General features: G+C 74.5%; 9 protein-coding genes. 4 read left to right on the top strand and 5 right to left on the bottom strand.

The window, feature by feature from the left end; genetic code table 11:
* Nucleotides 1-245: 245 nt before the first annotated feature.
* Both V7793_RS25045 and V7793_RS25050 read right to left on the bottom strand, forming a co-directional pair.
* Nucleotides 246-1,055: a crotonase/enoyl-CoA hydratase family protein gene (locus V7793_RS25045; RefSeq protein WP_336010157.1), complete on the bottom strand. Its 810-nt coding sequence runs from the start codon at nt 1,053-1,055 to the stop codon at nt 246-248.
* On the bottom strand, nt 1,052-2,698 hold the full coding sequence (locus V7793_RS25050) for an acyl-CoA dehydrogenase family protein (protein WP_336010159.1): 1,647 nt from the start codon (nt 2,696-2,698) through the stop codon (nt 1,052-1,054). Before V7793_RS25050 ends, V7793_RS25045 begins: the two co-directional genes overlap by 4 nt.
* Before the next feature lie 103 nt (nt 2,699-2,801).
* On the opposite strand from V7793_RS25050, the gene V7793_RS25055 reads away from it, so the two are divergent.
* Nucleotides 2,802-3,581 carry a PaaX family transcriptional regulator C-terminal domain-containing protein gene (locus tag V7793_RS25055; protein ID WP_336010161.1) on the top strand — a complete coding sequence of 260 codons (780 nt, stop codon included), beginning with the start codon at nt 2,802-2,804 and terminating at the stop codon, nt 3,579-3,581.
* Between the two features lie 58 nt (nt 3,582-3,639).
* Here V7793_RS25055 and V7793_RS25060 read toward each other — a convergent pair whose 3' ends face one another.
* On the bottom strand, nt 3,640-4,962 hold the full coding sequence (locus tag V7793_RS25060) for an NAD(P)/FAD-dependent oxidoreductase (protein ID WP_336010164.1): 1,323 nt from the start codon (nt 4,960-4,962) through the stop codon (nt 3,640-3,642).
* Nucleotides 4,963-5,254: 292 nt separating this feature from the next.
* On the opposite strand from V7793_RS25060, the gene V7793_RS25065 reads away from it, so the two are divergent.
* Nucleotides 5,255-5,953 (top strand): PAS domain-containing protein, encoded by a 699-nt coding sequence (locus tag V7793_RS25065; protein WP_336010166.1) that lies wholly within the window; start codon nt 5,255-5,257, stop codon nt 5,951-5,953.
* Here the strand turns inward: V7793_RS25065 and V7793_RS25070 are convergent.
* Complete coding sequence (locus tag V7793_RS25070) at nt 5,884-6,606, bottom strand: (2Fe-2S)-binding protein (RefSeq protein WP_336010167.1); 723 nt, start codon at nt 6,604-6,606, stop codon at nt 5,884-5,886. The two genes, V7793_RS25065 and V7793_RS25070, sit on opposite strands and share 70 nt — an antisense overlap.
* 216 nt (nt 6,607-6,822) lie before the next feature.
* Between V7793_RS25070 and V7793_RS25075 the strand changes: the two genes are divergently transcribed.
* Nucleotides 6,823-9,150: a GH92 family glycosyl hydrolase gene (locus tag V7793_RS25075; RefSeq protein ID WP_336010169.1), complete on the top strand. Its 2,328-nt coding sequence runs from the start codon at nt 6,823-6,825 to the stop codon at nt 9,148-9,150.
* 99 nt (nt 9,151-9,249) lie between these two features.
* Nucleotides 9,250-10,692, top strand: a complete 1,443-nt coding sequence (locus V7793_RS25080; protein WP_336010171.1) for an amino acid permease — start codon at nt 9,250-9,252, stop codon at nt 10,690-10,692.
* Nucleotides 10,693-10,701: 9 nt separating this feature from the next.
* Here V7793_RS25080 and V7793_RS25085 read toward each other — a convergent pair whose 3' ends face one another.
* A complete protein-coding gene (locus V7793_RS25085) occupies nt 10,702-11,565 on the bottom strand; it encodes an Fpg/Nei family DNA glycosylase (RefSeq protein ID WP_336010173.1) in 864 nt (287 codons plus the stop codon).
* Nucleotides 11,566-11,590 lie beyond the last annotated feature (25 nt).

The following is an 11,590-nucleotide window of genomic DNA, read 5'->3' on the forward strand; positions in this document are numbered from 1 at the left end:
GGTCGTCGCCATGACGGCCGCGAAGGCCACGATCCCCGCGCGCCCGGCGCGCACCCATCCGCTCACGGGGAGATCCTCGCGGTCGTCCAGCCCTCAACTGCCCTGTGAGGGGGCCAATCCCATCGAAGGGGTGAAGAACTGTGTGGTTTATGTGCGGGGGTTCACCCCGCAAGACGGACGAACAGGGCGCACGGCAAGCCTGCCGTACGCCCTCCGTCCACCTTGCCGTCCGGGCCGGGCCCCCTTCAGAGGTCCGTGAAGTCCCCGTGCCGGCCCGCTCCCGCGGCGAAGCGCGCGGCGCCCTCGACGGCCCCGGCCAGCGAGGCCCGGCCGTGCGCGAACTCGGCCGCCATCGCCTGCCCTTCGGCGAGGCCCTCCTGGCCGAGCACGGAGGCGCGGTCGCCGCGCAGGCAGCCCTGGGGGAACCGGGCGATCTCCGCGGCCAGTTGCTCCGCGGCGGCGCGGGCGGTGCCCGTGGGGACCACCCGGTTGGCGAGCCCCATCGCATACGCCTCGGCGGCCGGCACCGGGCGGCCGGTCAGCACCATGTCCATCGCGCGGCTCGTGCCGATCAGCCGGGGCAGGCGGACCGTCCCGCCGTCGATCAGCGGCACGCCCCAGCGGCGGCAGAAGACGCCGAAGACGGCGTCCTCCTCGGCCACGCGCAGGTCGCACCAGAGCGCCAGTTCCAGGCCGCCCGCGACCGCGTACCCGCTGACCGCCGCGACGACGGGCTTCGACAGCCGCATCCGCGTGGGGCCCATCGGGCCGTCCCCGCCGGCCTCCACGCGGTTGCCGGCCTCGATCCGGCTGCCGGGCTCGCCGCTGCTGAACGCCTTCAGGTCGAACCCGGCGCAGAAGGTGCCGCCCTCGCCCCACAGCACCGCGACGAGGGCGCTCTCGTCCGCCTCGAACGCCCGGAAGGCGTCGGCCAGCGCGGCGGCGGTCCGCCCGTCCACGGCGTTGCGGACCTCCGGGCGGGAGAGGACGACGGTGGTGACCGGTCCGCGGCGCTCCGTGCGCACGGTCGCGGCCGGCGACGCGGCCGGGGTCACAGCGCCTCCTTCAGCAGCACGCGGTCCAGGACCGGCCCGAGGTCCGTGCCCGGGGGCAGGGTGCCGAAGGCGTTGCCCCAGTCCCCGCCCAGCCGGGAGGCGCAGAAGGCGTCCGCGACGGCCGGCGTGCTGTGCCGCACGAGCAGGCTGCCCTGCAGGACGAGCGTCAGCTGCTCGGCCAGGCGGCGGGCCAGGAGCTGGGCGCGGCCGGGGTCGGTGAGCTCCCCGAGCAGGTCCCGCAGGCGCGCGGCGGCCGCATCGAGCCGGGGGTCCGCGCCCGCCGCCTCGCCGACCTCCGCGAAGTAGGCGTCCAGGGCGGCCGGTTCCTTCGTCAGGGCCCGCAGGACGTCCAGCGCGGCGACGTTGCCCGAGCCCTCCCAGATGGACAGCAGCGGGGCCTCCCGGTAGAGCCGCGGCATGCCGGACTCCTCGACGTAGCCGTTGCCGCCCAGGCATTCGAGGGCCTCGGCGGCGTGGGCCGCGCCGCGCTTGCAGACCCAGTACTTGCCGGCCGCCAGGCCCAGCCGGCGCAGCGCCGACTCGGCGGCGTCCCCGGCCTCGGAGCGGTCCAGGGCCGCCGCGAGCCGCATCGCCAGCACGGTCGCGGCCTCCGACTCCACGGCGAGGTCGGCCAGGACGTTGCGCATCAGGGGCTGGTCGATCAGCTCGGCGCCGAACGCCTTGCGGTGCGCGGCGTGGTGCAGGGCCTGCCGCAGCCCGGCCCGCATGCCGGCCGCGGAGCCGATGACGCAGTCGAGCCGGGTCATGTTCACCATCTCGACGATCGTGCGCACGCCGCGCCCGGGCTCGCCGACCGGCCAGGCCACGGCCTGCTCGTACTCGATCTCCGCCGACGCGTTGGAGCGGTTGCCGAGCTTGTCCTTGAGCCGCTGCAGGTGCATGGCGTTGCGGGTGCCGTCGGGCAGGACGCGCGGCATGAGGAAGCAGGTCAGGCCCTCCGGGGCCTGGGCGAGGACCAGGAAGACGTCGCTCATCGGCGCGGAGGTGAACCACTTGTGGCCGGTGATCACGTACGAGCCGTCGCCCGCGGGCACGGCCGTGGTGGTGTTGGCGCGGACGTCCGAGCCGCCCTGCTTCTCCGTCATCGACATGCCCGCGATCAGGCCCTGCTTGCCGAGCGGCGGGCGCAGCCCGTAGTCGTACGTGCGGGAGGCCAGCAGCGGCTCGTAGGCGGCGGCCAGTCCGGGCTGGGCACGGAGTGCGGGGACGGCGGCGTACGTCATCGAGACCGGGCAGCCGTGGCCGGGCTCGGCCTGGGCCCACACGTAGAACTTCGCCGCGCGCACCAGGTGGGCGCCGGGGCGGGCCTCGGCCCAGGGGGCGGCGTGCTGACCGCTCTCCACGGCGGCGGCCATCAGCCGGTGCCAGGCGGGGTGGAACTCGACCTCGTCGATGCGGTGGCCGTAGCGGTCGTGTGTGCGCAGCACCGGGGGGTGCGCCTCGGCCGTGCGGGCCCAGTCCTGCACCTCCTCCGTGCCGGCCCGGGCGCCGAGCTCGCGGACCTCGGCCTCGCCCCACGCCCCGCCGTCGCGGCGCAGCGCCTCCAGCAGGGCGGGGTCGTCGGCGGTGGTGAAGCCGGTCAGGGGCGGGGCCTGGTTGAACACGTCGTGCGTGGCGCTCATGGCGACCTCCGGGCGGGCCGTTCGGCAGGGCGTGGGGCATCGGACGGTATTACAGTTTCATGATGCGTGATGAAGGACTGTAATGGATAGGGTTGGCCCAGCCATGGACGACACCGTTGCCGTTTCCCCCGCCGCTCACGCCGGTCCCGCCGTTCCGGCCCTGCGGCCCCTGACCGCGCGCTCGGTCGTGCTCTCCACCCTCCTCGGGCACCACCCGCCCGCGCTCCCCGCGCGCGCCCTCGTCCGCGTGGGGGAACTGTTCGGGACCGCGGAGGGGACGGTGCGGACGGCCCTGACCCGGATGGTCGCCGCGGGCGACCTGGAGCAGCACGAGGGCACCTACCGGCTGACCGACCGGCTCCTCGCGCGCCAGGCCCGGCAGGACGACAGCCGCGCGCCCCGCACCCGGCCGTGGGACGGCGGCTGGGAGATCGCCGTGGTAACCCCCGAGCGCCGCAGCGCGGCCGACCGCGCCGCCCTGCGCCAGGCCATGGCGGCGCTCCGCCTCGGCGAACTCCGCGAGGGCTGCTGGATGCGCCCCGCCAACCTCCTGCGGGACAGGCCGCCGGTCGTCACCGCCCAGTGCACGCTGCTGGCGGGCGCACCGGAGGACGACCCCGCGCGGCTCGCGGCGGCCTTGTGGGACCTGGACGGCTGGGCCTCGCGCGCCCGCTTCCTGGAGTCCGCCCTCCGCGAGGACCGCACGGCGGCCCTCGCGGAACGCTTCACGGTCTCGGCGGCGGTCCTGCGGCACCTGCTGTCGGACCCGGTCCTGCCGCGGGAGCTGCTGCCGGCGGACTGGCCCGGGGCGGAACTGCGGCGCCGCTACGAGGCGTTCGACCGCGACTTCCGGGCCCTGCTGCGGCGCCACATCGGCATCTGAGCCGGATCGGCGCCTGCCCGGTCGGCGCCCGAGGCGGGTCGGCGCCCGGGCGGCCGGGTCACCGCCCGTCGTACGGCGTGCGGGCCACCTCCGGCGTCTCCGTGTCGAGCGGGACGGACCCGGAGCGGACGAGGCCGAGCTGGACGCCTTGGCGCGGCAGGAGCGCGTCGAGGAGCCAGTCGGCGGCGACGCGGATGCGGTTGCCGGGCATGGCCGCCAGGTGGTAGCCGCGGGTGACGGCACTGGCCAGGGGGCCGGAGAGCGGGATGTGCAGCGGGTCGGCCGCGGCCTGGACGCCGCCGAGGTCGACCGTGAAGCCCAGGTCGCGGTGGCGGTAGGGGCGGCGCTCGCCGCGCCCGAAGGAGGCGGCGATGTTGCGGCCGGCGGTCCGGCCCTGGCGCTGGGCGTGCTGGGCGGTCATCGGGGTGTACTCGCCGGGCCGGGTGAGGTCGGGCACGGCCGCGGCGTCGCCGCAGGCGAAGACCTCCGGGCGGCCGGGGACGGCCAGGTACTCGTCCACGCACAGCCGCCCCCGCTCGGTGGGCAGGCCGAGGCCGGCGACCAGCGGGTCCGGGCGCACCCCCACGCACCAGACGAGGGAGCGCGTCGGGACGAACTCCCCGTCGTCCAAGTGTACTCCGTCCCGGGTGGCCTCCTTGACGGACGTGCCCGTACGGACCTCGACGCCGCGGCGGCGCAGCACCCGGTCCGCGGTGTGCGAGAGGCGCCGGTCGAGCTCGGGCAGGACCCGCGGGGCGAGGTCCAGGAGCACCCAGCGGGGGCGGGCGCCCGCCTCGCGCAGGGCGCTGTTGCGGCGCACCAGCGAGTCGGTGAACAGCACGCCGTGGGCGGCCACTTCGGTGCCGGTGTACCCCGCTCCGACGACCACGAAGGTCAGCCGGGCGGCGCGCTCCTCCGCACCGGCCGCGGCGCCGGCCAGCTCGGTCTGGCGCACGACGTGGTCGCGCAGGTAGAGGGCCTCGGGCAGGCCGCGGAAGCCGTGAGCGCGCTCGGCGACGCCGGGCACGGGCAGCAGCTTGTTGACGCTGCCCACGGTCAGCAGCAGCCGGTCGTAGGCGAGGGTGCCGCGGTTGCCCTCGGGGTCGGCGTACCCGATGCGCCGGCCGTCGAGGTCGACCGTGTCGACCTGGCCGAGGACGAGCCGGACCCGCGGCAGGGTCCCGGTCAGCGACACCGTGACGCGGCGCGGCTCCAGGACGCCGGCCGCGACCTCGGGGAGGAGGGGCAGGTAGAGGAAGTAGTCGTGGGGGTTGACGAGCACGATCTCGGCGGCGCCGCGCGCCGTGCGGGACAGCTCGCGGGCGGCCTGGTAGCCGGCGAATCCGGCTCCGACGACGACGATCCGGGCTCGGCTGCTCACTGACGGCTCCTGTGGTCCGGTGTACCGGGAAGACGGGCGAGGGTGCGGGGGCAGGAGGTGCGGGGCGCGGGGCGCGGGACGCGGCACTCCTCCGCGTAACCGGCCCGGCGGAGGCCCAAACGGGGGCCGGGGCCGGGAACCGGACACATCTGCAAGTCGCCTATTCCGGTCGTATACAGAACTGCACGATTGTGCAGTGGTTCGTGGCGTGACGCTCCCGGGCGCGGCCCGCCGGGCAAGCACTGGACAGGCCCTTGGACGGGCACGGGACGAGCGAGGGGCCGGGCACACCGTGGTGAGCGACGAATACATCAGTTGGCGCAATCATTTCCTGCTGCTCCTCGACCGCATCCCGACGCCGATCGCGGTCTGCCGGCCGGACGGCGAGGTCACGGTCGCGAACCCGGCCATGGCCGCCGAGTGGGGCACTTCGCCGGTCCGCCTGCGCGGCCGGAACCTGCACGAGATGTTCCGGCCGCGGCTTCCGGGCCGGCTCGACCGGCACATCGAGGCCCTGCGGCTCGGCCGCCGGCCCCGTCACCCGATCGAGGTGCGCTGGCTGGCGGGCGCGGGGGGCGTCGAACGGGAGGGGGAGCTGCTCGTGGACCCGGTCGGGGACGGCTTCCCGCCGAGCCCGATGCTGCTGGCGGTGCTGCGGGTACGGGCGGGTGACACCGTCCCGCGTCCGGCGGAACCGGCCGCCGAGGTGAGCGTGGTGGAGGGGCACATCCTGGCGCTGGCCGCCGCGGGGGCGACGACCGCCGCCATCGGCAAGGCGGTCGGGCTGACCGTGGACGGCGTCAACTACCACCTGACCCGGCTCACGCGCCGCTGGCGCGTGCCCAACCGCACGGCGCTGGTGGCCAAGGCGTACGTCCTCGGCGTGCTCTCGACGCGGGAGTGGCCGCCCGCGCCCTCGCCTCAGCGCACCCGCGGCGGCGCGTGCCGCAGCACGCAGTCGCCGCACATCCCGCCGGGCAGCACCCGGTAGTAGAGACAGCAGGTGCTGCGCACGAAGGACGGCGCGGAGCGCGGCGCGGGGCCCGGGACGAGGGTGCCGGTGCCGTGCAGGAGCGGGTCGGCGAGCACGGCGCGGGCCAGGTCCAGGGCGCGGGCCGCGTCCTGCGGGCGGTCCCGGTCGCGGCACCAGGCGTGCAGCACGCGCAGGGAGCCCGCGAGCGATGACGCCGCGTTGCCCCACAGGAGGCGCCCGGAGACCGGGACGACCGTGCGGGTGAGGGCGTGCAGGTCCTGGAGCGGGCCGCGCAGGACGTGCTCGCGGATCGCTCCTGCCGGGTCCCCGGCGGTGCCCGGCAGGGCCGTGGGGCCGGGCAGCCACAGGTCGTCCGGCGCGGTGCGGGCCGGGTGCCAGCGCAGGCGGCCGAGGTCGGGGACCTCGCCGGCGAGCACGGCCGAGCCCAGGGCGACGGACAGCAGCCGCCCGGCGATGCCCTGGTAGGCGACGGACGCGGCCACGCGCCGGTCCTCCGTCCCCAGGCGCCCGGCGACAGTCTCCACGCGGGCGCGCACGGCCTCCTCGCCGAGCGGCAGGTACTCCCCGGAGGCTTCTCCGAGCGCCTCGGGCGCCTCTTCGGCCCGCAGGGCGAAGAACGGTCCTACGGATGCGAGTCCGGTCAGGCGCATGGGCGGGGCGGTTCCGTTCGGTCGGCTGGAGCGCCGCCCACCGTACACGGGGCATGACAAGGGGGCCACGGTGCCGGGGGCGCCGGGGTGCCGCCGGGGGTGGGGGTCGCCACATCTGGCGCGCGGGGCACCATGACAGCACGTCATGCACTCGCTACCCTCGGCGCTGACAACGATGTCGGCATCCTACGTGGCGTCACCCGAGGGGCGTGGACGATGAGATGGACCGGACACCTGCGCTCGCGCACCTGCGCGGCCGCACTAGCTCTCGCGGCGGTACTGGGCGGGGTCTCGCTCACGGCCCCGCGGCCGGCCGCCGCGGCCGACGGCCTGACCGGCCTGGTCAACACCTTCATCGGCTCCCAGAACGAGGGCAACACCTTCCCCGGAGCCGCCGTGCCGTTCGGCATGGTGCAGCTCTCCCCCGACACCGGCCACAGCACGGGCTACGACTACAAGCACGACCACATCCGCGGCTTCAGCACCGTGCACCTGTCCGGGGTGGGCTGCCGCCTCGGCGGCGACCTGCCCGTGCTGCCCACCACGGGTGACGTCACGCGCACCGACAACGCCCGCTACGCCGCCGCCTTCAGCCACCGCGACGAGACCGCCCGCCCCGGCTACTACCGGGTCGGGCTGTCCTCCTACGGCGGCATCACCGCCGAGCTGACCGCGGGCCGCCGCACCGGCCACCAGCGCTACACCTTCCCGGCCACCGGCAAGGCCAACGTGCTGCTCAACACCGGGCAGTCGCTGCACCGCACGGTCTCCACCACCGTCGAGGTCCTCGACTCCCGCACCGTCCGCTCCGCCGTCACCGGCCGCGGCTTCTGCCAGGACACGCGCCCGTACACGGTGTACACGATCACCCGCTTCGACCGGCCCTTCACCACCTTCGGCACCTGGAACGGCGACAAGGTCTCCGAAGGCACCCGCAGCTCCACCTCCGCCGGCCGCAACGGCGCCTGGGTGCGCTTCGACACCACCCGCGACCGCACGGTGGAGGCCACCACCGCCATCAGCTACGTCGACGCCGCCGGCGCCGCCGGCAACCTGCGCGCGGAGGACGACGGCTTCGACCGCACGGCCCGGGCCGCGCGCGAGGCGTGGGAGCGGCGCCTGGACGACGTCCGCGTCCAGGGCGGCGCGGCGGCGCTGCGCCGCACCTTCTACTCCTCGCTCTACCGCGCCTTCCTCGCCCCCACCGTCGGCAGCGACGCCGACGGCCGGTACACCGGCTGGGACGGCAGGATCCACCGCGCCCGCGGCTTCACCTACTACCAGAACTGGTCCCTGTGGGACACCTACCGCACCCAGGCGCAGCTGCTCGCGCTGCTGGCGCCGGACGAGTCGCGGGACATGGCGCTGTCGGTGCTGCAGGTCGAGGCGGACGGCGGCTGGCTGCCCAAGTGGGGCTACGGCACGGTCGAGACGAACATCATGACCGGTGACCCGGTCACCCCCTTCCTCACCAACGCCTATCAGCACGGGCTGCTCAAGGGCCACGAGGAGGAGGCCTACCGGGTGCTGAAGAGGAACGCGGACGGGGTGCCGCCCAAGGACTCCCCGTACGTGGGCCGGGACGGCAACGACCGCTACATCCGCGACGGTTACGTGCCCTGCGTGCCCGGCAGGCCCAAGGAGAAGCCCGGCGACTCCGACGTCCACCAGGGCGGCTCGGCGACGCTGGAGTACGCGCTGGCCGACGGGATGCTCGCGAGGATGGCCCGCTCCCTGGGCCACCACGCGGACGCCGACCGCTACGCGGCCCGCTCCCGGAACTACCGCAACGTCCACGACCCCGCCACGGGCTTCTTCCGGGCCCGGGGCGCCGACGGCGCGTTCATGGGACCGGCCGACCCGGCGAAGAGCGTCTGCTTCCACGAGGGCACCGCGTGGCAGTACCAGTGGCTGGTGCCGCAGGACCTGCCGGGGATGATCGACCTGATCGGCGGCAAGGCGGCGGCGAACTCCCGGCTCGACTCCTTCTTCGCCTACGACCGGCTGCTGAAGGACCCCGCGCGCACGGCCCGCGAGGTGTGGGTCCACGGCCCGTACGACTACTACAACGCCGACAAGTACAACCCGCAGAACGAGCCCGACCTCATCGCCCCGTACACGTACCTGTCCACCGGCCAGCCCTGGAAGACGACGGACGTGGTGCACGCCGCGCTCACCCTCTTCACGGACGCGCCGACCGGGATGACCGGCAACGACGACCTGGGCACGATGTCGGCCTGGATGGTGCTCTCCGCCATCGGCGTCTTCCCCGTCCAGCCGGGCGCGGACGTGTGGGGGCTCAGCACGCCGGTGTTCGACCGGGTGGACCTCAACCTCGACGGGGAGCGGTTCACCGTGACCGCCCCGGGGACCTCCGACCGGGAGCGCTACGTGCAGTCGGTGCGCCTCGACGGCGACCACTACGGGCGCACGTACCTGACGTCGCGGCAGATCACCGGGGGCGGGAAGCTGGACTTCACGGTCGGCGCGTCCCCCTCGGGCTGGGGCACCGAGGCCCGGGCGGTGGCACCCGCCATCGGCTGAACCCGGCCCGCCGGCGCGGGGCGGCGCCTTCCGTCGCCGCCCCCGCCGGGCCATGATGTCGGCGATGATCCGCCGTCAGCGCCGACGAGAGGACATGACATGGCCGGGCTCCGGAGGGGACATGGCGTGCTGCGCCGCAAACCGATCGAGACGATCGAGGAGGCGGAGGAGACCGAGGCGCACGGCGAACACCTGACCAGGACGCTGGGGCTGTGGCAGCTCACGGCGATCGGCGTCGGCGGCATCATCGGCGCGGGCATCTTCAGCCTCGCGGGCACCATCGCCAACGGCGTCGCCGGTCCGGCCGTGCTCGTCTCCTTCCTCATCGCGGGCGTGGCGAGCGCGGCCGCCGCCTTCTCGTACGCCGAGTTCGCGGGCCTGATCCCGCGGGCCGGCTCCGCCTACACCTACGGTTACGCGGTGCTCGGCGAGATCGGCGGCTGGTTCATCGGCTGGGACCTGCTGCTGGAGTACACGGCGATCGTCGCGGTGGTCGCCATCGGCATCTCCGGGTACATCAACTTCCTGCTCGGGGAGATGAACGCCGAGCTGCCGGCCTGGATGCTGGGCGCGCCCGGGACGGGCGACGGGCACCGGGTGGACCTGTTCGCCGCGGTGCTGTGCCTGCTGATCGCCTGGCTGCTGACCATGGGCATCAAGAACGCGGCCCGGTTCGAGACCGTGGTCGTCGGCCTGAAGATCCTGGTCGTGCTGCTGGTGGTCGTCGTGGGCTTCTTCCACGTCAAGAGCAGCAACTACACGCCCTTCTTCCCGTTCGGGGTCAGCGGGGCCTTCACCGGCGCGGCCACGGTCTTCTTCGCCGTCTTCGGCTACGACGCGATGTCCACGGCGGCCGAGGAGTCCAAGGACGCCCAGCGCCACATGCCGAAGGCGATCCTGTACTCGCTGGCGGTCTCGATGGTGCTGTACGTGCTGGCCTGCCTGGTGCTGACGGGCATGCAGCCCTACTCGGACATCGACAAGGAGAGCGGCTTCTCGACCGCCTTCAAGTCGGTCGGGCTCGGCGGCCTCGCGGACGTCATCGCGGTCGGCGCGATCATCGGCATCCTCACCGTCATGTTCACCTTCATGCTCGGCGTGACCCGGGTGTGGTTCGCGATGAGCCGCGACGGGCTGCTGCCGAAGTGGTTCTCCAAGACGCACCCGACGCGGCACGTGCCGACGCGCGTGACCTGGATCGTGGGCGTGGCGTCGGCGGCCATCGCGGGCCTGGTGCCCATCGGCGAGGCCGCGGAGCTGACGAACATCGGCATCCTGCTGGCCTTCGCGGTCGTGTGCGCGGCCGTGATCGTGCTCCGCTACAAGCGGCCGGAGCTGCCGCGCTCGTTCCGCTGCCCGTGGGTGCCCGTGGTGCCCGGGATCGGGATCGCCGCCTCGATCTGGCTGATCACCTATCTCGCCGTGGAGACGTGGCTGCGGTTCGCGGTGTGGTTCGCGATCGGGCTGGTGGTGTACTTCGCCTACTCCTACAAGCACTCGGAGCTCGCCCACGCGGACGCCCGCGGAATCCCGCGGGACTGAGCGCCCGGCTCACTTCAGCAGGCGGGACAGCCTGCGGTCGGCCAGCGGCTTGCCGCCCGTCTGGCAGGTGGGGCAGTACTGCAGCGAGGAGTCGCTGAAGGACACCTCGCGGACGGTGTCGCCGCACACGGGGCACGGCTGCCCGGTGCGGCCGTGCACGCGCAGGCCACTCTTCTTCTCCGCCTTCAGCTCGTCCGCGGCGTGGCCGCGCGCCCGCTCGACGGCCTCGTGCAGCACGGTGCGCAAGGCCCCGTACAGGGCGGCGGTCTCGTCCTCCGTCAGGCTCGCCGCGAGCTTGAACGGGGACATGCGCGCCGCGTGCAGGATCTCGTCCGAGTAGGCGTTGCCGATCCCCGCGACGACGCTCTGGTCGCGCAGGACCCCCTTGAGCTGCCGCCGCTCGTCGCGCAGCAGTCCGGCGAAGGCGTCGAGGGTGAAGTCCGGGGCGAGCGGGTCGGGGCCGAGCCGGGCGACGCCGGGCACCTCGGCGACGTCCCGCACGCAGTAGGCGGCGAGCCGCTTCTGGGTGCCCGCCTCGGTGACGTCGAAACCGCCGCCGCCCGTCAGCCGTACGCGCAGCGCCAGCGGGCCCTTGCCGGGGCGGGGCGGCGCCTCCGGCAGGCTCTCCTGCCAGCGCAGCCAGCCGGCGCGGGCCAGGTGCAGGACGAGGTGCGGGCCGTCGCCGGTGGCGAGGTCGAGGAACTTGCCGTACCGGCGCACGCCGCTGACCTCCCGCCCCTCCAGGGCGGTGAGTGGCGGATCGTAGGTCTTGAGCACGCTCACGGCCACGGGCAGCACGCGCTCGACCGTACGCCCCACGAGACGCCCGGCGAGAAACCCGGCGAGAGCCTCGACCTCCGGCAACTCCGGCATGGCTCCAGTCTGCCGCAGCGGGGGG

This window comes from Streptomyces sp. KLMMK (assembly GCF_036961605.1).
Lineage (GTDB): Bacteria > Actinomycetota > Actinomycetes > Streptomycetales > Streptomycetaceae > Streptomyces > Streptomyces telluris.

Coding starts and splice junctions, on each gene's coding strand:
- V7793_RS25050 (WP_336010159.1), bottom strand. CDS start 2,698: ATGAGCGCCACGCACGACGTGTTCAACCAGGCCCCGCCCCTGACCGGC.
- V7793_RS25055 (WP_336010161.1), top strand. CDS start 2,802: ATGGACGACACCGTTGCCGTTTCCCCCGCCGCTCACGCCGGTCCCGCC.
- V7793_RS25070 (WP_336010167.1), bottom strand. CDS start 6,606: ATGCGCCTGACCGGACTCGCATCCGTAGGACCGTTCTTCGCCCTGCGG.
- V7793_RS25075 (WP_336010169.1), top strand. CDS start 6,823: ATGAGATGGACCGGACACCTGCGCTCGCGCACCTGCGCGGCCGCACTA.
- V7793_RS25080 (WP_336010171.1), top strand. CDS start 9,250: ATGGCCGGGCTCCGGAGGGGACATGGCGTGCTGCGCCGCAAACCGATC.
- V7793_RS25085 (WP_336010173.1), bottom strand. CDS start 11,565: ATGCCGGAGTTGCCGGAGGTCGAGGCTCTCGCCGGGTTTCTCGCCGGG.